The sequence below is a fragment of the Gemmiger formicilis genome, assembly GCF_016900095.1.
Taxonomy (GTDB): Bacteria; Bacillota; Clostridia; order Oscillospirales; family Ruminococcaceae; genus Gemmiger; species Gemmiger formicilis_A.
Genome location: NZ_JACJJP010000026.1, coordinates 26,684 through 46,095 on the forward strand (window position 1 = coordinate 26,684; position 19,412 = coordinate 46,095).

Sequence of the window (19,412 nt, forward strand, 5' to 3'; positions counted from 1 at the left end):
GGCTCTCCCTTCAGCGGTAAATCGTTTGCAGGGTGTCCAGGGTCTTGCGCATTTCGGCGCGCACTTCCGGCGGGGAGAGGATCTCCACCCCGGTGCCGAACCCGGCCACCCAGCCGAAAAACTGCGGGCTGATCTGCACGTCCACCGTCAGGGTAAAGTGCTCCCCGCCGGTGAAGGGCACCAGGGTTGGCCCGGTGCCGAAACGGTCGATCATTGCCCCCGCAAACCGGTTTTCGCATTTCAGCGTCACCTTTTTCAGCGGACCGTTGAACATGCCGAACATCTGCTGGGTGTAGGCGTTCACGTCAAAGTTGGCGTACTCGTCGGCTCCTTCCCGGGGTACGTCGGGGATGGGTTCCACCTTCTGCATCTTGTCCACCCGGTAATGGCGCAGGTGGCCTTCGGTGTAGGCGATGAGATAATAGTTTCCGTTTTCCCACACCAGCGCCCAGGGACTGACCCGGTACAGCATACCGCCGTGGCGGGGCACCATCTGTTTTTGCAGATTCCAGTCGCAATAGCGGAACTGCACCTGCACCCCGGTGGTAATGGCGGTGTGCAAAGCATCCACACTGTACAGGATCTTTTCGTCCTGGCTTTTCACCCGGCCGGAAACCAGCACCGTACGGTCCAGCTCCGCCTGACGGTAACGGGAGGTAAAGCGGCCCAGCTTTTCAATGAGAGTGCGGCTCTTGCGGGCGGTGATGAACTTGCTGGCATACACGGCGTCCACCAGCAGCTTGAGTTCGGCGAACTCAAAGGGGGTGTCGGTCATGTAGTACCCGCCGCCGCGGCCGCGCTGCTGCACGATCTCAAAGGGTGCACCGGGCATGGAATTGATGGTCTGGATGTCGTCGTACACACTCTTGCGCTCGGCATCCACACCCCGCTCCCGCAGCAGCTCCACCAGATGGGGCACACTCAGGGGGTGTTGTTCGTCCGTCTCACGGGAGAGGATTTCCAGCAGAGTCAACAGTTTGAGTTTTTGTCCTTCTTTGCGGGGCATAGCGGTTTCCTCCTCGCGTTATTTTTTGTCGAAGGCTTCACGGCGCTTGGTGGAAAGGCGGAACATCTCTTCCAGGCCTTCCCGGTCTCCGGCGGCCAGGCGGTCACGCAGACGATCCAGCGCGGCGGAGAACATGTCGATCTCGCCGATGAGGTTGTCCTTGTTCCACAAGAACAGTTCCGCCCACATCTTGTCGTTGATGCGTGCAATCCGGGTCAGATCCCGGAAGGAATCCCCGGTGTAGCAGGCCAGTTCGGAGTTGTCCGAAGCACACATCAGGCAGACGGCAATGGCATGGCACAGCTGGCTCACATAGCCGATCATCCGGTCGTGCTCGGCGGGGGTCAGGGTGGTGATGCGGGCAAAGCCCAGCACCCCGGCCAGGTCTTTGCACCATTGGATGGCTTCGGGAGTGTTCCTGTCGGTGGGGGTGATGATGAAGTTGGCGGGGGCAAAATCCACCTCGGCACTGTGGGTGATGCCGCTGGTTTCCCGACCGGCCATGGGATGGCTGGAGATGAACTCCACGCCCTCGGGCATCATGGCCTGTACCGGGCCCACCACCCCGCGCTTGACTCCGGACACATCGGTGACCAGGGTGCCGGGGCGCAGCAGGTGGCCGTACTGCCGCACCCAATCCAGGAAGGCGGTGGGGTACAGCCCGAAGATGACCCGGTCCGCCCCGGTGACCAGCGCTTCAAAGTCATGGTCGGCACCGGCGCAGATATATTCCTTTTCCAGGGCCCAGGCCACGGCGGCGGGGTCCTTGTCGATGCCGGTGACCCGGTATCCCTTGCCGGAAAGAACCTGGGCGTATTTGCCGCCCAGCAGACCCAGGCCTACAATGAGATAGGTATGACTGTGATCCATCCAAACGTCACTCACTTTCCACCAGATCGATCTTGGCGCCCAGAGAGCGCATAACCGTAAAGAAATCCGGCCAGCTCTTGCGCACGGCCTCGGCCCCCCGGATGGTGGCCGGTACCCCGGCGGCCAGCGCCGCCACCGTCAGCGCCATGACGATGCGGTGGTCGTTGTGGCCGGACAGGGGTTCGGCGGGGGCATGCAGCGCCCCGCCCGTCATGGTCAGGGTATCCCCCTCCACCTGCACCTGGCCGCCCATCTTGGCCAGTTCCAGCTGCATGGAAGCAATGCGGTCGGATTCCTTGATGCGCAGACGTCCGGCGTTACGGATGGTGGTGGTGCCGCCGCACAGGCAGCCCAGGGCGATGAGCACCGGGCCCAGGTCGGGGCAGTCGGCCAGGTCGATCTCCCCGGCCTTCAGCAGGCCGCGGGAGAAGCGCAGCCCGCCGTTGACGTTGGCGATCTTGCCGCCGAAACTTTTGAGGATGTCCAGGATGACCCGGTCCCCCTGGCGGCTGGCCGGGTCCAGGCCGGACACGGTGATGCCGCCCAGCAGCACCCCCAGCACGGCCAGAAAGGCCGCCTGGCTGTAGTCCCCTTCCACCGCCATATCGCAGGGCAGGTAGCGCTGGGGCGCGGCAATGCGGTAGATGACCCCGCCGTTTTTCTTGGCTCGCTGGGTCACCTTGACCCCGAACCGCTGCATGGCGGCGATGGTCAGATCCACATAGCTGCGGCTCTCGTAGGGGGGCAGCACCTCGATGGTGGTCTCGGATTCCAGCAGCGGCGCCGCAAACAGCAAGCCGCTGATGAACTGGCTGGACACGTCCCCGGGCAGGGTGAGCCCGCCGGGGCGCAGCCGCCCGAAGACGGTGATCCCCTCGCCGGACTGCTCAAACCGCAGTCCCTGGCGGTTGAACAGCATGCGGTAGACTTCCTGGGGACGGTCCATGAGCCGTCCCGCCCCGGTAAACCGGATTTTCTGCCCGGTGAGGCTGAACACCGGGATCAGGAACCGCAGGGTGCTGCCGCTTTCATTGCAGAAAACCGGGCGGGTGACGGTGGGAAAACCGTCCGTTCCCAGCCCCTTGATGACCACAGCGTGCTTATCCTGTTCCACGCGGGCGCCCAGCTGGCACACCGCTCCCAGGGTGGCACGGATGTCGTCGGAATATTCGATATTGTCAATGCGGCTGGTGCCGCCGGCCAACGCCGCGCACAGCACCGCCCGGTGCGCCGCGCTCTTGCTGGGGGGTACACAGGCCGTGCCGGACAACCGGCTGGCATGCAGGATTGCGTCCAAACTGACACCACCTTCTGTACAGGATTTTTTCTGCCGATCAGCCTTACATATCCCGGCCGATGGCGGCGGCCACCTTGCGGCACTTGGCCACGGTCTCGGCAAACTTGTCCGGCTTCAGGCACTGGGCGCCGTCGCTCCAGGCGCACTGCGGGTTGTCGTGCACTTCGATCTCCAGACCGTCGGCACCGGCAGCCACCGCCGCCAGGGCCATGCTTTCCACGTACTTGTAGTCGCCGGTGGCATGGCTGGGGTCCACGATGACGGGCAGGTGGGTCTTTTCCTTGATGACCGGCACAGCGGACAGGTCCAGGGTGTTGCGGGTGTACTTTTCGAAGGAGCGGATGCCGCGCTCGCAGAGGATGACCTTCTCGTTGCCGCCGGCCATGATGTACTCGGCGGACATGATCCACTCTTCGATGGTGTTGGCAAAGCCGCGCTTGAGCAGGATGGGCTTGGTCATCTTGCCCACTGCCTTGAGCAGCTGGAAGTTCTGCATGTTGCGGGCGCCGATCTGCACGATGTCCACGTATTCCTCGAACTCGTCGATGTGGGTTTCGTCCATCAGCTCACTGACGATGGGCAGGCCGGTGACTTCCCGGGCCTTGACCATGTCCATAATACCCTCGGTGCCCAGGCCCTGGAAGGAATAGGGGCTGGTGCGGGGCTTGTAGGCGCCGCCGCGCAGGAAGTTGGCGCCGCCCTCCTTGACCAGCTTGGCCATCTTGATGATATGGTCCTCCCCTTCCACGCTGCAGGGGCCGGCCATGACCACCACCGGGGATTTGCCGCCGATCTTGATGCCGTTCACATCAATGACGGTGTCGTCGGGGTGGAACAGGCGGTTGGCCCGCTTGTAGGGGGCGGACACACGGGTAACGTTCTCCACCCAGGGGTTGGCCAGCACGTCCTTCTCGGCGATCTTGGTGGTGTCGCCCACCAGGCCGAAGACGTTGTAGTCGGTACCACGGATCAGGGTGACCGAAAGGCCCTGCTTCTCGAAGCTGTCAATGATGCGGTCCAGTTCGACCTGGGGCGTGCCCTTTTTGGTAGAAATAATCATGATACATGTCCCTCTCTCTATATTTTTGGTTTGGCGACGGTACGGCGTCAGCGGGTATAATCAAAGGTTTTTTCAAAAGCGGCCCGGGCGGCGTTCACCGCGTTGGTCAGGGTGGAGGTGTTGTCCACCACGGCGTCGGCAGCGGCACGGTAGGCAGGTTCCCGCTCGGCTTCCATCTTGCGCAGAGCTTCCCGGCCGGTGGACAAAGGACGGCCGCCCATGGCCAGGAATTCCACCGGGCGGCGCACCCACAGCACCGGGCCGTTCTGGCGCAGCATCCGGGTGTTGCCGGGGGTCTTGACCACGCCGCCGCCGCAGGCGATGACCTGGCCGCCCCGCTTGGAGACTTCCGCCAGGGCGTCCGCTTCATACCGGCGGAAAGCCGCCTCCCCTTCCCGGGCAAAGATGTCGGGAATGGGCATACCGGCGTGCTGCTCGATCCATTCGTCCAGGTCCACGTAGGGCTTGTTCAACGCCCTGGCCAGGCCTTCGCCCACCGTGCTCTTGCCGCAGCCCGGCATACCGATGAGGGAAACATTGCTCAGGTCCCGCTTCAGATCCCGGCTGGTGGTGCGGATGAAGGCTTCCTTGTCCATCTTGGTGCCGGTGAACAGCTCGGAGGCGTAGGCCGCCTGGGCCACCAGCATCTCAAAGCCGCAGTAGGCCGGAATGCCCCGGTCCTCCGCCCGCAGCAGCAACTCGGTGCGGAAGGGGTTGTACACCACATCCAGCACCGCCTTCAGCTTGGGCAGGCCGCTGATGTCCAGCAGGCACTCCCCCACGTTGGGGAACATGCCCGCCGGGCTGGTGTTGACGATGATCTCGGCGTCCTTGCACTGGGCCGCCTGGTCATAGGTCAGGGTGCCTTTGCCGCCCCGGCGGCTGACCGGCAGCACCGCCTTGGCGCCGGCGTCCTTGCAGACGGCGGTGACGGTGGCGCAGGTGCCGCCGGTGCCCAGCACCAGCACGGTGCGCCCGGCGAAATCGATGCCGTGGCGGCGGGCCAACCAGGCAAAACCGGCATAGTCGGTGTTGTAGCCGTAGAGGCGGCCGTCCCGCTGCACCACGGTGTTCACCGCCCCGATGGCCTTGGCCGCCGGGTCGATGACGTCGCAGTATTCCATGACCAGCTTTTTGTACGGGATGGTCACGTTGATGGCCTTGAAGGCCCGGGCCTGCAGAAAGGCGCGGGCGTCGGCCTCGGTGGGCAGTGCCTTGAGCTCATAGGCGTAGCCCCCCGCCTTGTTGTGGATCTGCCGGGAATAGCTGTGCCCCAGCTTGGCCCCGATCAAACCGTATTCCATGCGCAAATTCTCCCCTTTCCCTGCCGATGGTTTATACTTGCGGCAGGCCGTGCTTCTGTGCCAGCGTGCCGTAACGAATGCTGAGTAGATCCAGGATGCCGAAGGCCGTCAGGCTGTTCTGCACCACCGCCGCCCGGGGCACGATGCAGGGATCGTGCCGGCCCTTGATCTGGATTTCGGCGTCCTGCCGGGCGGGATAGTCCACCGTGTCCTGGGCACGGTAGATGCTGGGGGTGGGCTTGACCACCGTGCGCAGCACGATGGGCATGCCGTTGGTGATGCCCCCGTTGATGCCCCCGTTGCGGTTGGTGGCGGTGATGATTTTTCCGTCCCGCATGCGGAAGGCGTCGTTGGCCTGGCTGCCCCGCAGGTCGGCAAAGCCGAACCCGGCGCCGAACTCGATGCCCTTGACGGCGGGCACCGCAAACAGCAGGTGGGCCAGGGTGCTCTCCACGCTATCGAACCAGGGTTCGCCGATCCCGGCCGGGAGGCCGGTAACCACCGTTTCCAGAATGCCGCCCACGCTGTCACCCTCGGCCCCGGCGGCACGGATGGCCGCCTGCATGGGGGCTTCCTTATCGGGGTCCAGCAGGGCGAAATGCCCCGGTTCCGGTTCGGGCATGACCAGCCCGGCGGCGCTGGACAGAGGGGCGTCTTCCACCCCCGCACAGGCGGCGATGTGGGTGTACACCCGGATGCCCAGGCCCTGCAGGGCCTGTTCGCAGATGGCCCCGGCGGCCACAGCGGCCGCGGTGATCCGGCCGGAGAAATGTCCCCCACCCCGGGCGTCCTGGTAGCCTTCGTACTTTTCGAAGGCGGTGTAATCCGCATGGCCGGGACGCAGCAGGGCGGCGGTTCTGGCATAGTCGCCGCTGCGGGTATTGGTGTTGCGCACCATCAGAGTCAGAGCGGTGCCGGTGGTGTGACCGTCCAGCACGCCGGACAGAAACTCCACCTCATCCGGCTCGGTGCGGGCGGTGGAAAGGCCGTCTCCCCGGGCCCGGCGGCGGTCCATGCGGGTATTGATGAAGTCGGTGTCCACCGGCAGACCGGCGGCCAGGCCGTCCAGCACGGCGCCGATGGCCGGGCCGTGGCTTTCGCCGAAGATGGTCAGGGACACCGCACTGCCAAAGGTATTTTTCATCGGTGGTCAGGCCCCCTTATTCCTCTTCCAGGCCCAGCAGGGCGGGCAGCTGGGTCATGGGCAGGGTATCGGCCCGCCAGCAGCCCAGCCCCGGCACCCGGATGACCGTGATGCTCTTGCCGCCGCTCTTCTTGTCGTGGCGCATATATTCCAGCACCTTGTGCTTGTCCACCCCAGTGCGCACCGGCAGGCCCAGCTTGCGCAGCACCGCCCGGGTGCGCTTTTGCAGGCTCTTGTCCTCAATCATGGGCAGCATGCCCAGGGCCACGCACTCGCCGTGGTACAAACCGTTGGTGCGGCGGCCCCGCACCCCTTTGACGGCCTCGATGCCGTGGCCGATGGTGTGGCCGAAGTTCAGCGCCTTGCGGGCGCCGGATTCCCGCTCGTCCTGCTCCACGATCTTCTTTTTCACCAGCAGGCTGCGGTAGATGATGGTCTCAATCTCCTTGTCCACATCCCCGTTTTCGAAGATGCCGAACAGTTCCGGGTCGGCGATGAGCCCGGCTTTCACCGCCTCGGCCAGGCCGTTGATATACTGGCGGCGGGGCAGGGTGGCCAGGGTGTCCGGGTCCACCAGCACCACCTGGGGCTGCCAGAAAGCGCCCACAATATTCTTGGCACTGCCCAGGTCAATGGCGGTCTTGCCGCCGATGGAAGAATCGATCTGGGCCAGGGTGGTGGTGGGGCAGTTGACGAAATCGATGCCCCGCATATAGCTGGCGGCACAGAACCCGCCCAGGTCCCCCACCACGCCGCCGCCCACGGCCACCAGCAGGTCCCGGCGGTCCATGCCGAATTCCAGCATGGCGTTGAGCACCTGACCGTAGACTTTCAGGCACTTGCTGCCTTCGCCCTGGGGGATGGTGCAGACGGTGCCGTTGGCGCATTGGTCGGCCACGGTTTTGGCGTATTCGGCAGGCACACCGGAATCGGTGAGCACAAAGACCCGGCGATGGGTCAGATCGGCAAACTGATGCAGGTTGGAAAGGCAGCCGCGCTTGAGGATGATGTCATAGCTGCGGGTGCCGAGATTCATCGTCATTTTCATGGGAGGGCCCTCCTGTTCTTTATCATGACCTTGGTTACTGCATTTCATCGGCCGGGCCGGTGGCAAATACCCCCAGCACCCGCACGGTGCGGCAGACCTTCTGCATGGCCTGTACCAGCGCATCACAGGTTTCGGGGGCGTTGGTGTCGGGGCAGACCAGCTGCACGTAGAAGTAATATTCAAAAGAGACATGGGGAAGCGGGCGGCTCTTGATGTTTTCCATGTTGAAGCCCTGTTCCCCGATGAGGCGGATCACATCGGCCAGCTTGCCCGGCTTGTGGTCCACCGTGAACAGCATGGCCATGCGGCGGCCGGGGGCCGGGGGCACCGGCGCGGCGGCGTCGGTGCGGGTGATGACGATGAACCGGGTGGTGTTGTCCCCGTCCTCGTTGACACCCGGGGCCAGAATTTGCAGTCCGTAGAGCTCCGCCGTCTGGGCCGAGGCAATGGCTGCCAGGGACTTGTCCCCGCTTTCGGCCACATACCGGGCGGCGTCGGCTGTGTTGCCCCACACCCGGGTGGCCAGGCCGTGGCTCTTGATGTACACGCTGCTCTGGGCCAGGGCCTGCTGGTGGCTGACCACCGTGCGGATGTCCGACAGCTGCGCCCCGGGCAGGGCCAGCAGGTCCTGCCGGATGGGAAGGTCACACATGCGGGCCACGCTCAGTTCCGGATGGGCATACAACAGATCCAGCACGGTGGAAACATCCCCGGCGTTGGAGTTTTCAAAGGGCAGCACCCCGAAGCTGGCATCCCCCGCCGCCACGGCGTCGAACACCTCGGCCCAGGTATCGAAGGCTTTGGCCTTGGCAAAGGGGAACAGCCGGGTGAGGGCAATGTGACTCCACGCCCCCTGCACCCCCTGGTAGGCGGCCACATCCCGCCCCAGCAGCCTGCGCTGGTACGCCCGGGATACCGCCATCATCCCCTGCAAAACCTGCCGGTAGTAGGGGGCCAGCTCCTGATTGTGCAGCCGCGCCGTGTTCTTGGCCAGCACCGCGTCTTCCCGGGCGGCGTCAAACACCGGCTTGCCGGTGGCCGCCTTGTACTGTGCCACCTGCCCCACGGCTTCCATCCGCCGTTCAAACAGCGCCGCCATCTGCCCGTCGATCTCATCAATGGCTGCGCGAGCCTGCTGCAGCTGATCCATCATGATACCCCCTGCCATTATCAAACATATACAGATTCAATATACCATAAATCGGTCTGTATCACAAGTAAAAACCGTGAAAAATGTCCGCAGTTTTTACACGGCGTATACAATCCGAACAATTTGTTTTGATGGTACGGACTGTACTTTTTTATGGTCGAAGATACGTAAACAAGCAGGGCGGCCGCCTGTCGGCGGCCGCCCTGGGGCAGGCTCATTTTTTCTCCGGTTCTGCGGGGTGGCCCTTGCTGCGGCGCACCAGCTCTTCGAAGGTGGGGGTGCGGGTGTAAAAACGGCGGTAGGGATTTTCCGGCAGGGGCGGGGTGCGGGCCGGTTCCGGGGCCGGCGATGTCGGCCGGGCGATGGGACGCCAGCGCATCAGTTCTGCCCCGCGGTGGACACCGCCCCGGCGGTCAGGGTCTGCCACAGGGTCTCGTCTTCGGCGTAGGCTTCCTGGAAGCTGTCACTCCAGACACCCCGGCAGCCGATGTACAGGTTGCTCATCACGTCCTGGTTGCTGCCGGTCTGGTCATCCATCAGGGTATAGCCGGTGTACGTGCCCAGGTCCAGACCTGCCAGCACCGGGCAGTCGGTCCAGCGGTAGACCATGTTCTGCCAGTCGGTGGGAGTGGCGTTTTCCTCCGGCACGGTGCCGTCCAGATACCGCAGGGCCGAGGTGTAGGATTCAAAGCTTTCCGGGTCTTCCAGAATAAAGATATAGCTGCCCTCGGTGCTGGAAAGATCGGCGCTGAGTTTGGTGACGCCGGCCATCTGCATGTAGGCGTCCACCTCTTCCCCGCTGTTGGTGCTGCTGTTCAGGTCCAGGGTATACTGGTTCAGCTGCACCAGTACCTGGCCGTCCCCGTTGCGGTCGTCGCAGTAGGCCTGCAGGGCCGCAGTCAGGGCCTCGCCGGTATCCACGGGCAGTTCCTGCTTGCCCACATAGGCGATCTGGTAGTCCGGCTCGGTGCGGAAGAAGGTTTCCTTGACGATGCTGGCCACAATACACACCAGCACAATCACGGCTACCACATACCATTTGTTGTAATGCCACCAGTTGCCCGCTTTCTCGCTTTTGGTGTATTCGCGGACGGGTTCGTTGTTTTCATAGGTTTCCTGGCTGTCTTTTGTGACCCAAGCCATGGGCAGGTTCCCCTTTCCTAATCTGAATTCCTTATGATTGTAACACAAAACCGTGTTCAATTTGTAAAAATATTCTGACCTTTTTCTGCCCGCGCCTTGCACGTACCGACAAAAAAGGGTATGATGAAAATGTATTATTATATCCATAGATGGGAGAAACACCATGACTGATCAAGAAAACACGCAGCAGCCGGCCCCCGCCGCCGAGGAAGAACCCCGTTCTGCCGGGCAGAACACCCCGCGCAAGGTGGGCGTGGCACGCTTTTTTGAGTTGGTGGGCCGGGACCTGTGGCCTTTTTACAAAGCCAGCATTCTGTGCTGTCTGGGTTTTGTGCCTGTATTTCTGGTGATCATGTTCGGCATTCTGGCCAAAGCGGTCTGGATCAGCGTGCTGGGCGGCCTGGTGGGCGGCATGATCGCGGCGCCGTTTCTGTGCGGTATCTTCGACACCGTGCTGCGGGCACTGCGGGATGAGCCCGGCTACTGGTGGCACACCTACCGCAACGCCTGGAAACAGAACTGGCGGGACGCCATGGCCCCCGGCGCCCTGGGCGGCGCTGCCATGGGGCTGTGGAGCTGGGCGCTCATGACCCTGCCGGACATGGACAACGTGCCCACCTCGGTGTGGGTATGCATGATTGTCAGCGGCGTGGTTCTGGTGGGCTTTTTCACCTATGTGTTTGCCCAGATTGTTCTGGTCAGCCTGCCCCTGCGCAAGCTGTACAGCAACAGCGCCCGCTTTTTCCTGGGATTTTTCCCCCAGACGCTGGCCGCCACCCTGGTGCAGTGTGTGTACTGGGTGCCGGTGCTGATGTATATGCCCTATACCCTGCCGGTGCTGCTGGTCACCGGATTCTGGCTGCCGGTGACCATCGCCCTGCAGATTCTGTACCCGGCCCTGGACCGGGTCTTTGCCCTGGAGAAGACCATCCGGGAGCGGCGGGACGCCGAACTGCGGGACCTGATGGCCCGGCAGGACGACCAAGACGAAACCTAAGGCGGTGAGGCTTTGAATGGATAGCAAAAACACCTTTTTGTTGCAGGACACCGAAATGTTCATGCGCGGCGAGCTGGACAACGTGACCGTGGCCGGCGGCTGCATCCTGCTGGACATGGTGCAGGGCGGGCATGTGCCCTACGGCTGCTACACCAGCCCGGCCATCTCTCTGCCCGCCTTTGACGCGGTGCGGGTGAGCTGGAACGCCGGTACCCCGCCGGACACCGCCGTGGAGGCCCAGGCCCGGGTACTGGTGGACGGCAACTGGACGGCCTGGTCCAGCTTCGGGCGGTGGAGCCCTTATCTGGACCGGGAAGGCGCCCGTTCCACCACCCGCGGACCGCTGGTGCTTTCCTCCGACCATCTGACCCTGGATTCCAAGGTGGGTATGCAGGTACAGCTGCGCATTTATCTGTACACCAAAGATGAAAAGAAGACCCCCTCGGTGAGTCTTCTGGGGGTGAGCGTCCACGCCGTGGATGTGATTCCCGCCGGGGGACGGCCGGTGAACGCCAAGCTGAACCTGATGCCTTACACCGTGGCCAACCGGGCTCCCGCCCTGCACGATGTGATGGACCTGGCCATCTGCCTGACCAGCCTGACCAACCGCTGGGGCGCCGACATCCTGCCCGAGGAGTTCGCCCTGGCCATGCGGGATTTTCAGCCCGGACAGGACCCCCGCAACCTGAGTTTTGCGGCGGCGGTGGCCGGGTGCTGGGGATTTCCCGCCTGGGCCTGCTGGGCCGACCTGGCCCTGCTGCGCGCCGAGGTGCGGGCCGGATACGGTGTGGTGGTGGCGCTGAGCCGCCGGGCGGTGGAGGTTGATGCCGGTATGCCGCCGGTTCGCTTTGCGGCGCTGCGAGGGTTCAGCAACATGGATGGTGCCCCCTGTGCCCTGCTCATCGACCCCTGGGCGGGGCTGAGCAACTTTGACGCCGAAACCCAGATGCCGCTGGATGAATTTCTGGTGGCCTGGAACAACCTGGCCCTGTGCATGCGTCAGCGCCGGAAGATTCTGCCCGAAGGCCGTCCGGAGCGGTCCTCCGTATGGCTGCGCCACGAAAAAGACAGCCCCGAAGGGCTGTACCAGATGTATCTGGGCGGCACACCCCACCCCCTGCCGGATGATTTCTGCGGGGAGGAGCCCACCCCAGCCCCGGCGGAGCCGGTTTCCGAAGGCGAAGCGGCCGTCCCCGACACGGCCCCCGCATCCGAGGCGGAAAAGGCTGTTCCCGCACCGGTGCACCCGCCTCGCGCCGGCGGTGTGCTGGCCTGGTCGGTGCCGGATGAGCGGCCCCACGCCACCACCGCCCACCGCACCCTGCATTTCACCCGGCCGATGAACGGCGGCATTCATCTGGGCACCCGGACAGCCCCCGATGAGCCCCCCACCAAATATACGGTGTATGCCATCGACCCCGCCGGTCGGATGCTGGTGGGCGACGTGATGGTATAAAAAGATCAGGCGGAGCGTTCAGCGTTCGCTCCGCCTGTGAGAAGGAGAAAAACAGAGCGTCCCGTTTGCACAGTTTCGCCTGGCAAACCCACCCCTCTGGGTCTGCGAAACCCCAGGGCGCTCTGGTTTTCTTCTTATCAATATAAAAAAATAAGAAGAAAAAACAAAAGGCACTTTGAGCCATAGCTCAAAGCGCCTTTGCTTTATGTCTGTATTATAGCGCATTCCCTGCGGCTGCGCAAGGGGTCACTGTGCACAACTTGCACAAACGAGACCCGGCAGTTATGAGGCAGATTGCTCAAGAACCGAGAGCTGGTATTCCGCGGCTTCCCGGTTCTGGGCCGCCGCCTGGGTGATGGTATCGGTGTAGGTTGCCATGTCCCGGTCCCAGCTTTCAAAGCCCGGCTGTCCCCGGTGGTCTTCCAGGGAATAATGTTCGGTGAGGTAGCTGCCCAGGGCGGTGGTCAGCTTTTGCGCCCCCAGCACGTTGAGGTGGGCCCCGCCGTCCGGGGTGTCGGTTTTCCAGTCGATGCCGGGATTCAGGTCCGCCATGTTGAAATCCAGGTAGGTCAGGCCGTATTCATCGGCAAAGCTCTGGATACCGTTGTGCCGCGCCAGGTTCCAGCTGGCAGAGGCCGGTACCGTGATGAGCAGCAGCTGGCTGTCGTGGTCCTCACACAGCCGGACAATCCGTTCCATGTACAGGCGCACCAGCAGCGGGATGGGTGCCCGGACACCGTCGTCGTACATGTAATCCCCGCGCATACTGGCTCCCACCGTGGTGACAGGGGTGAACCCTTTGTTGGTATCCCGCCAGCTGTAGTCGTGTTCCTCCAGCAGATTGGCAAAGGTCAGGTCCTTCCAGTTGTCGTGGAACCGCACCAGCGGAATCAGCTCATCGGTGATGTCCCCGATGGCCGCCTGCAGCTCGGTCTCGTCACTCATCTTGCTGTACACCACGCCGGTGCACAGCACCACCACTTTGGGGCTCTGCTCCTCATAGATGGAGCGCAGACGGTAATAGATGTTGTACACCGACAGCCAGCCGGACCCGTAGGTATATCCGGTCACACCGCTGTCACAGTACCACTGCATGGGGGAAATGCCCTGGGCCGCGTTGGAATCCCCCATGATCAGCACGTCGATGGTGTCGAAATCCTCGCCCAGAATGCCGCCGGCAGTGTAGCCGGACAGATACCGGTTGGAGTGGGGCATCAGATAATGCCCCGCCAGAAACACCGCCACGGACAGCACCAGCAGAAATGCGGCCACATGCAGAATGTGTTTGATGCAGGCTTTCATAATACTCCCTTAGAATTGTGCGTAGATAAAAGCGGCGGGGTCATAATTGTCGCCGTAGGCGCCGAAGATCATCACCGACAGCACCGCACCGATGTACACGGCCCAGCGCAACGCCAACGGACGCATGGCCAGTTCGGCCCGCAGCCGGTGGCCCCGATGGTGCAGCCAGTCCACCCCGAACAAGAGCAAAGCCCCCGCAGCCAGCACCGCCATATCCCGGGCATCCACCTTGATGAGCAGCGAGCCCTGGTAGGGCACCGCCAGCGCCCGAAGCATGTCCAGGGCGGCGTGCACACCGTTGGCGCGGAAGATCAGCATACCGAAGTTGACCAGCACAAAGGTGCGCAGCACCTGCCACAGGCGATAGGGCCTGGTTTTGCGCCAGGCAGGCAGAGCGGGCAGAATCCGCAGAAGAGCCGGTTCGGCCAGTTCACCCAGCCACTGCAGGGCAAAGTAATACAGGCCGTACAGCAGGTACAGCCAGCCGGCCCCGTGCCACAGCCCGATGAGCGCCCAGGTGATGCCCAGCCCCGCCCACACCGGCCACTGCCGGGCGGCGGCGGGACTGACCTTGTCCCGGCACAGTCTGGCAAACCGCTGCATGGGTTTGCTGAGGATCAAAGGCTGGAAGACGTATTCCCGCAGCCAGGCCCCCAGCGTGATGTGCCAGCGGCGCCAGAATTCGCCCACACTGGCGGAGAAGAAGGGCTGACGGAAGTTTTCGGCCAGGGGAACGCCGAACAGCTCGGCGGAACCGCAGACCATATCCATACAGCCGGAAAATTCCGCATACAGCTGCAGGGTGTACAGCAGCACACCCAGGGCGGTGGCCGCCCCGCTGTACTGGGTCCAGTCGTCGAACACCGCCTTCACGTACATGTTGGCACGGTCGGCAATGACCATCTTTTTGAACAGGCCCCAGACAATGCGCTGGATGCCGAAGGTCAGGTTGCGGTAATCGGGCCGGGGCGGATCCAGCAGCGCGGGCGAAAGAGCTCCGTACCGGTCAAAAGGACCCTCCACCACATGGGGCCAGAAGCTCAGGAACAGCAGCACCTGCCAGTAATGTGAGGCGGGCTTGCAGCTGCCCCGGTACACGTCCACCATGTAGCTGACGGCCATGAGGGTGAAAAAGCTCAGCCCCATGGGCTGCACCAGGGCCGGCACCGTAAACACCGGCGACCCGGGCAGGGCTTCCATCAACTGGGAGAGCACCCGCGCCCCGAAAGGCAGATACTTGACAAAAAGCAGAATGCCCACCATGGCCGCCACGCCCCCGGTGACGGCCATCTTTTTCAGCACAGCCACCTTCTTTTTGAAGGGCTTCCGGTCGGCCGCGGGCAGGGCGGGGCGTGTTTCGGCCAGAAGTTCGTCCATCCGGCCCAGCAGCAGCCCCACACCCCAGGCAATGGCCGCCGCCAGAAGAATGTACACGATATACCGCTTGGTGCTGGCAAAATAGAACACCAGGCTGGCGCCCAGCAGCACGCCGGGCCGCCATTTCTGGGGCGCAAAGGCCCACAGCAGCCAGGCGACAACCAAAAAGACGAACAGATAAATAAAAGAATTGTAAGACATACCTGCCCCTTACTCTTCTTCCAGGCGCTCCACCATAGCCAGAATCGCCTGGGGCGTGCGGAAGTTCTCTTCCTTCAGATCCAGCGGCGTGATCTCGATGTCAAACTCTCCGGTCAGGGCCATGACCAGGGACATGATATCCACCGAGTCCAGCTTGCCGCTCTTGACCAGCTCTTCCTCCGGCGCGGGATGCAGGCCGGGCTTGACTTCCTCGATCATTCCAATAATTTCTTCGATGGTATGCATATGGATTCTCCTTTTGGTTCAAAGCATGGCGGCCAGGGCTTTGCGATCCACCTTGCCGTTGGCGTTGTGGGGCATCTGCCGCAGGCGCCGGTATTCGGCGGGCTGCATGTAGGGCGGCAGCCGTTCAGCCAGACGGGCGCGCAGTTCCTCGGTCACGTCCCGCTTGGCCTGGAAAAACAGCACCAGCTTGTCCCGGGCGGCGTCGTACAGGCAGGCACAGTCGTCCAGCTTGTCCTGCCCGAAGGCCGCCGTCTCGATGTCGCCGGGCTCGATGCGGTAGCCCATGTGCTTGATCTGGTTGTCCAGCCGGCCACAGTAGACCAGCTCTCCCCTGTCGTTGGTGCGCACCAGGTCTCCGGTGCGGTAGATGATTTCGGGATAGGCCCCCTGCACCGGGTTGGGCACAAACCGCTCCGCCGTTTTTTCCGGCTGACGATAGTACCCCGCCGCCACAAAGCTGCCCCGCACACACAGTTCCCCCGCCTCGTCGGGGGCGGCGGGGCGATCTCCGCAAAGGATCAGCAGCCCGCAGTTGCGGCAGGCCCGGCCGATGGGCAGACTCTCGTCGTCCGCGAAGGCCCGGTCCAGTTCGTAGTAGGCACAGATGTCGGTGGTTTCGGTGGGACCGTACAGGTTGGCAAACCGGGCGCCGGGATAGTGCGCCCGCCAGTAGTTCAGCTTGGCCGTGGGCATAACCTCCCCCGCAAAGAGGATGGTGTGCAGCGCCGGGGCCGCGGTGTAGTCCAGGGCCTTCCAGTTGGCCACAATCCCCAGGGCCGAGGGCACCCAGTACAGGGTGTTCACCCGGCGGGCACACAGGTATTCCAGCAGCTGCACCGGAAAGCTGAACAGCCGTTTGGGAAGCACCTGCACGCAGGCGCCGCTGCGCAGGGCGCCGTACAGGTCGGTCACCGACATGGAAAAGTAGAAGGGCGTCTGGTTGCCCAGCACCGTCCGGGGGCCGAAGCCGAAGGTATCCGCCACCCACTCGCTGTAGGCCAGCACGTTCCGGTGGGTGACGGCCACCCCCTTGGGCAGGCCGGTGGACCCGGAGGTGAACAACACATAGGCCAGGTCGGTGTCAATCATCCCGGCCCGCACCGCCTCCAGCGTCCCGGAATCAGGAGGTGTGGCGGCGGCGGTTTCATAGGACAGTACCGGGCATTGTCCCGCCAGCGACTTTGCCCCGTCGGCGTGGGCGGCGTCGGTGAGCAGGGCGGCCGGTTCCAGCTGATCCAGAATGGCCCGCACCCGCTCGGGGGGTTGGGCGGTATCCAGCACGGTATAAAACCCGCCGGCGGCCAGTCCCCCCAGCATGGCATGAACCGCCCCGGCACAGCGCTCCATATAGATGGCCACCGGTTTGCGCTGCACGCCCCCGGGCAGACCGGCCAGGGCCGTGCCCACGGCCTGCACTGCCCGGGCGGTCTGCGCCCAGGTGTTTGATTCGGTTTCGTCGCAAAAGCTGTAGCCCTGAGGGCAGGCTGCTGCCGTGCGGTCCAGCAGTTCCAGGATATGACGCATCCGGACCCACTCCTTTCCTACAATTCCGATGTGCCCCCTATTATAGCACGCACCCCTGCGCAAAACCGGCAAAGAAATGGCAAAGACGCCTTTGCCCGGTTGGAAAACAAAAAGCACGCAGCCCGTTTTATACGGTTCTGCGCGCTTTTTGCAACTTGTTTTCAATTGTAAAAGTTTTGCGAAGGCCCTGTTTCCATCAATACTTGGGTTCCACCTTGACGGTCCAGCCCTTGGTGTCGGGCAGCTTGCCCCACTGGATGCCGGTGAGGGTATCGTACAGCTTCTGGGTCAGGGGGCCGATCTTGCCGTCGCTGATGTTGGCGACCTTGCCTTCCCAATCCAGTTCCTTGACCGGGCTGACCACAGCGGCGGTGCCGGTGCCGAAGACCTCTTCCAGCTTGCCTTCATCGGCAGCCTTCATGACGTCGGCGATGGCCAGCTTGCCTTCGACGACCTCATAGCCCCAATCCTTCAGCAATTCGATGATGGAACGACGGGTCACGCCGGGCAGGACGGTGCCGGTGCAGGCGGCGGTATAAATCTTGCCGTCGATCTTGAACATGATGTTCATGGAACCGACTTCCTCGACGTACTTCTTCTCCACGCCGTCCAGCCACAGAACCTGGCTGAAGCCCTTTTCCTCGGCCAGCTCGCCGGCCTTGATGGAAGCGGCGTAGTTGCCGCCGCACTTGGTGAAGCCGGTCAGGCCCGGAGCCGCGCGGATATATTCATCCTCCACGTAGATGCGAACGGGGTCCAGGCCCTCGGCGTAATACGCGCCGGAGGGAGAGCAGATGATCACGAACAGATAATGCCGGGATGCATGCACACCCAGGCCCACATCGGTGGCAAAGGCAAAGGGACGGATGTACAGCGAAGCACCGTCGCTGTGAGGCACCCAATCGCGGTCAATGTCCACCAGAGCTTCCACGGCCTGGATGAAGTCCTCCACCGGGATGGGAGGCATGCACAGACGGTCGGCGGAATCCTGGAAACGCTTGGCGTTGCAGTCCGGGCGGAACAGCTGAATGGTGTTGTCGGCGGTACGGTAAGCCTTCATGCCTTCAAAGATTTCCTGGGCATAGTGGAAAACCGTGGTGGCCGGGTCCATGGGCAGCGTCCCGTAGGGCACAATACGGGCGTCGTGCCAGCCTTCACCGGCCGTATAGTCCATCAGGAACATATGATCGGTAAAAATCTTACCGAACCCGAGCTTGCTCTCGTCCTGAGGTTTTTCTTTGGGCGTTTGTGTACGCGTGACCTTGATGTCCAACATTTTCCTTCTCTCCTTACTATCGCACAAAATATTCGCACAAAATATTTGCACAAAACAGCATACGAAGCCGTCTGGCGCCACACCGCGAGGGGCGGTCCGTATAGCTATGCCTTATTATAGCGCTCTAAAGTGGTGAATACAAGCCCCATATTTCAACTTTTGTTGCAAGGAAAAGGGTTTTGCGGTACAATAAGGGCGCGAAATTGCCATGAAAAGGAGAAACAATATGGTCAAGGGCGTTATTTTTGATATGGACGGGTTGATGTTTGACACCGAACGTCTTTGGGATACCTTGTGGGAACCCTGCTGCCGTAAGCTGGGGCTGCCACTGCCCCGCCCGGAATTTCTGGCCAGCGGCCGGGGGCTGGCCGGGGACAATCTGCTGCGGCATCTGGCGGAATATTACCCCCAGATCGATCCCCATATCATGCTCAAGGAGGTGTACGGCCTGGCCGAAGAGCGGTTCCGCCAGGGGGTGCCCTGCAAGCCGGGTCTGCATGAACTGCTGGACTGGCTGAAGGACCATGACCTGCCCTGCATTGTGGCCAGTTCCAGTCCCCGGGATATGATTGAAAACAACCTGAAAAACAACCATGTGGAAAGTTATTTCCGGGGTGTGGTCTGCGGCGCGGACGTGGAGCGGTCCAAGCCGGCACCAGATATCTTCCTGCTGGCGGCCCGGAAGCTGGGTCTGCCCGCCACCGATTGTCTGGTGCTGGAGGACAGCTTCAACGGGGTTCGCGCCGGACATGCGGCCGGTGCTGTCACCGTGATGGTGCCCGACCTGGCCCAGCCGGACGAGGAAATCAAACAGCTTTACACCTGTTGCTGCCACGATTTGCTGGAAGTACGGCAATTGCTGGAGGACGGCAAGCTGTAAAGCACCTTCCCTTCCCTGCTTTGTTTCGCCGCAAAAAGACAACATAATCAAAACCACCCGTTGAACGGGTGGTTTGAACAGGCCCTATAAGGGCCTATCTCCTGTGGTCGCTCCCTAAAGGGAGCCCCGAA

The 19,412-nt window shown here is 62.6% G+C and carries 18 protein-coding genes; 3 read left to right on the plus strand and 15 right to left on the minus strand.

All coding sequences use genetic code 11. The features are described 5' to 3' along the window. Nucleotides 1–10: 10 nt before the first annotated feature. The 10 genes from H6B15_RS11690 to H6B15_RS11735 all read right to left on the minus strand — a co-directional run bounded on the left by H6B15_RS11690 (nucleotide 11) and on the right by H6B15_RS11735 (nucleotide 10,022). The gene (locus H6B15_RS11690) at nucleotides 11–1,006 is read right to left on the minus strand and encodes a helix-turn-helix transcriptional regulator (RefSeq protein WP_204648177.1); all 996 of its coding nucleotides are present in this window, start codon (nucleotides 1,004–1,006) and stop codon (nucleotides 11–13) included. 18 nt (nucleotides 1,007–1,024) lie between these two features. Then, nucleotides 1,025–1,876, minus strand: coding sequence for a prephenate dehydrogenase (locus tag H6B15_RS11695; protein ID WP_204648178.1), 852 nt, complete (start codon nucleotides 1,874–1,876; stop codon nucleotides 1,025–1,027). A 7-nt stretch (nucleotides 1,877–1,883) separates the two neighbouring features. Continuing rightward, nucleotides 1,884–3,173, minus strand: coding sequence for a 3-phosphoshikimate 1-carboxyvinyltransferase (aroA, locus tag H6B15_RS11700; RefSeq protein WP_204648179.1), 1,290 nt, complete (start codon nucleotides 3,171–3,173; stop codon nucleotides 1,884–1,886). Between the two features lie 43 nt (nucleotides 3,174–3,216). After that, nucleotides 3,217–4,233: a 3-deoxy-7-phosphoheptulonate synthase gene (gene aroF, locus H6B15_RS11705; RefSeq protein WP_204648180.1), complete on the minus strand. Its 1,017-nt coding sequence runs from the start codon at nucleotides 4,231–4,233 to the stop codon at nucleotides 3,217–3,219. Nucleotides 4,234–4,280: 47 nt separating this feature from the next. Then, nucleotides 4,281–5,537 carry a shikimate kinase gene (locus tag H6B15_RS11710; RefSeq protein WP_204648181.1) on the minus strand — a complete coding sequence of 419 codons (1,257 nt, stop codon included), beginning with the start codon at nucleotides 5,535–5,537 and terminating at the stop codon, nucleotides 4,281–4,283. 31 nt (nucleotides 5,538–5,568) lie between these two features. After that, entirely contained in the window at nucleotides 5,569–6,681 is a 1,113-nt protein-coding gene (gene aroC / locus H6B15_RS11715) for a chorismate synthase (protein ID WP_204648182.1), read from the minus strand. Between the two features lie 16 nt (nucleotides 6,682–6,697). Then, entirely contained in the window at nucleotides 6,698–7,729 is a 1,032-nt protein-coding gene (aroB, locus tag H6B15_RS11720) for a 3-dehydroquinate synthase (RefSeq protein ID WP_204648183.1), read from the minus strand. A 34-nt stretch (nucleotides 7,730–7,763) separates the two neighbouring features. After that, nucleotides 7,764–8,882 (minus strand): bifunctional chorismate mutase/prephenate dehydratase, encoded by a 1,119-nt coding sequence (locus tag H6B15_RS11725; protein WP_243424402.1) that lies wholly within the window; start codon nucleotides 8,880–8,882, stop codon nucleotides 7,764–7,766. Between the two features lie 211 nt (nucleotides 8,883–9,093). Next, entirely contained in the window at nucleotides 9,094–9,258 is a 165-nt protein-coding gene (locus H6B15_RS11730; RefSeq protein WP_204648184.1) for a hypothetical protein, read from the minus strand. After that, a complete protein-coding gene (locus H6B15_RS11735) occupies nucleotides 9,258–10,022 on the minus strand; it encodes a hypothetical protein (protein ID WP_204648185.1) in 765 nt (254 codons plus the stop codon). The genes H6B15_RS11730 and H6B15_RS11735 overlap by 1 nt, the downstream gene beginning before the upstream one ends. Nucleotides 10,023–10,185: 163 nt before the next feature. On the opposite strand from H6B15_RS11735, the gene H6B15_RS11740 reads away from it, so the two are divergent. Both H6B15_RS11740 and H6B15_RS11745 read left to right on the plus strand, forming a co-directional pair. Continuing rightward, complete coding sequence (locus tag H6B15_RS11740) at nucleotides 10,186–11,019, plus strand: DUF624 domain-containing protein (RefSeq protein WP_204648186.1); 834 nt, start codon at nucleotides 10,186–10,188, stop codon at nucleotides 11,017–11,019. 16 nt (nucleotides 11,020–11,035) lie between these two features. Next, nucleotides 11,036–12,475 (plus strand): hypothetical protein, encoded by a 1,440-nt coding sequence (locus H6B15_RS11745; protein ID WP_204648187.1) that lies wholly within the window; start codon nucleotides 11,036–11,038, stop codon nucleotides 12,473–12,475. 282 nt (nucleotides 12,476–12,757) lie between these two features. Here the strand turns inward: H6B15_RS11745 and H6B15_RS11750 are convergent, their stop codons facing one another. The 5 genes from H6B15_RS11750 to H6B15_RS11770 form a co-directional block, all read right to left on the minus strand. Next, the gene (locus H6B15_RS11750) at nucleotides 12,758–13,777 is read right to left on the minus strand and encodes an SGNH/GDSL hydrolase family protein (RefSeq protein ID WP_204648188.1); all 1,020 of its coding nucleotides are present in this window, start codon (nucleotides 13,775–13,777) and stop codon (nucleotides 12,758–12,760) included. Nucleotides 13,778–13,786: 9 nt separating this feature from the next. Continuing rightward, a complete protein-coding gene (locus H6B15_RS11755; RefSeq protein ID WP_204648189.1) occupies nucleotides 13,787–15,355 on the minus strand; it encodes an MBOAT family O-acyltransferase in 1,569 nt (522 codons plus the stop codon). Nucleotides 15,356–15,364: 9 nt separating this feature from the next. Beyond that, nucleotides 15,365–15,601, minus strand: coding sequence for an acyl carrier protein (locus H6B15_RS11760; RefSeq protein ID WP_204648190.1), 237 nt, complete (start codon nucleotides 15,599–15,601; stop codon nucleotides 15,365–15,367). An 18-nt stretch (nucleotides 15,602–15,619) separates the two neighbouring features. Then, nucleotides 15,620–17,125: an amino acid adenylation domain-containing protein gene (locus H6B15_RS11765; protein WP_204648191.1), complete on the minus strand. Its 1,506-nt coding sequence runs from the start codon at nucleotides 17,123–17,125 to the stop codon at nucleotides 15,620–15,622. Between the two features lie 196 nt (nucleotides 17,126–17,321). Next, nucleotides 17,322–18,401, minus strand: coding sequence for a branched-chain amino acid aminotransferase (locus H6B15_RS11770; RefSeq protein ID WP_204648192.1), 1,080 nt, complete (start codon nucleotides 18,399–18,401; stop codon nucleotides 17,322–17,324). 226 nt (nucleotides 18,402–18,627) lie between these two features. Between H6B15_RS11770 and H6B15_RS11775 the strand changes: the two genes are divergently transcribed. Continuing rightward, complete coding sequence (locus H6B15_RS11775; protein WP_204648193.1) at nucleotides 18,628–19,281, plus strand: HAD family hydrolase; 654 nt, start codon at nucleotides 18,628–18,630, stop codon at nucleotides 19,279–19,281. Nucleotides 19,282–19,412: the final 131 nt, after the last annotated feature.

Excerpts from the sequence above, each read along its gene's own strand:
- H6B15_RS11755 (WP_204648189.1), bottom strand. The coding sequence starts at position 15,355 with ATGTCTTACAATTCTTTTATTTATCTGTTCGTCTTTTTGGTTGTCGCC.
- H6B15_RS11740 (WP_204648186.1), top strand. The coding sequence starts at position 10,186 with ATGACTGATCAAGAAAACACGCAGCAGCCGGCCCCCGCCGCCGAGGAA.
- H6B15_RS11760 (WP_204648190.1), bottom strand. The coding sequence starts at position 15,601 with ATGCATACCATCGAAGAAATTATTGGAATGATCGAGGAAGTCAAGCCC.
- H6B15_RS11735 (WP_204648185.1), bottom strand. The coding sequence starts at position 10,022 with ATGGCTTGGGTCACAAAAGACAGCCAGGAAACCTATGAAAACAACGAA.
- aroC (WP_204648182.1), bottom strand. The coding sequence starts at position 6,681 with ATGAAAAATACCTTTGGCAGTGCGGTGTCCCTGACCATCTTCGGCGAA.
- aroB (WP_204648183.1), bottom strand. The coding sequence starts at position 7,729 with ATGAAAATGACGATGAATCTCGGCACCCGCAGCTATGACATCATCCTC.
- H6B15_RS11695 (WP_204648178.1), bottom strand. The coding sequence starts at position 1,876 with ATGGATCACAGTCATACCTATCTCATTGTAGGCCTGGGTCTGCTGGGC.
- H6B15_RS11725 (WP_243424402.1), bottom strand. The coding sequence starts at position 8,882 with ATGATGGATCAGCTGCAGCAGGCTCGCGCAGCCATTGATGAGATCGAC.
- H6B15_RS11730 (WP_204648184.1), bottom strand. The coding sequence starts at position 9,258 with ATGCGCTGGCGTCCCATCGCCCGGCCGACATCGCCGGCCCCGGAACCG.
- H6B15_RS11770 (WP_204648192.1), bottom strand. The coding sequence starts at position 18,401 with ATGTTGGACATCAAGGTCACGCGTACACAAACGCCCAAAGAAAAACCT.
- H6B15_RS11745 (WP_204648187.1), top strand. The coding sequence starts at position 11,036 with ATGGATAGCAAAAACACCTTTTTGTTGCAGGACACCGAAATGTTCATG.
- H6B15_RS11750 (WP_204648188.1), bottom strand. The coding sequence starts at position 13,777 with ATGAAAGCCTGCATCAAACACATTCTGCATGTGGCCGCATTTCTGCTG.
- aroF (WP_204648180.1), bottom strand. The coding sequence starts at position 4,233 with ATGATTATTTCTACCAAAAAGGGCACGCCCCAGGTCGAACTGGACCGC.
- H6B15_RS11690 (WP_204648177.1), bottom strand. The coding sequence starts at position 1,006 with ATGCCCCGCAAAGAAGGACAAAAACTCAAACTGTTGACTCTGCTGGAA.
- H6B15_RS11775 (WP_204648193.1), top strand. The coding sequence starts at position 18,628 with ATGGTCAAGGGCGTTATTTTTGATATGGACGGGTTGATGTTTGACACC.
- H6B15_RS11765 (WP_204648191.1), bottom strand. The coding sequence starts at position 17,125 with ATGCGTCATATCCTGGAACTGCTGGACCGCACGGCAGCAGCCTGCCCT.
- H6B15_RS11710 (WP_204648181.1), bottom strand. The coding sequence starts at position 5,537 with ATGGAATACGGTTTGATCGGGGCCAAGCTGGGGCACAGCTATTCCCGG.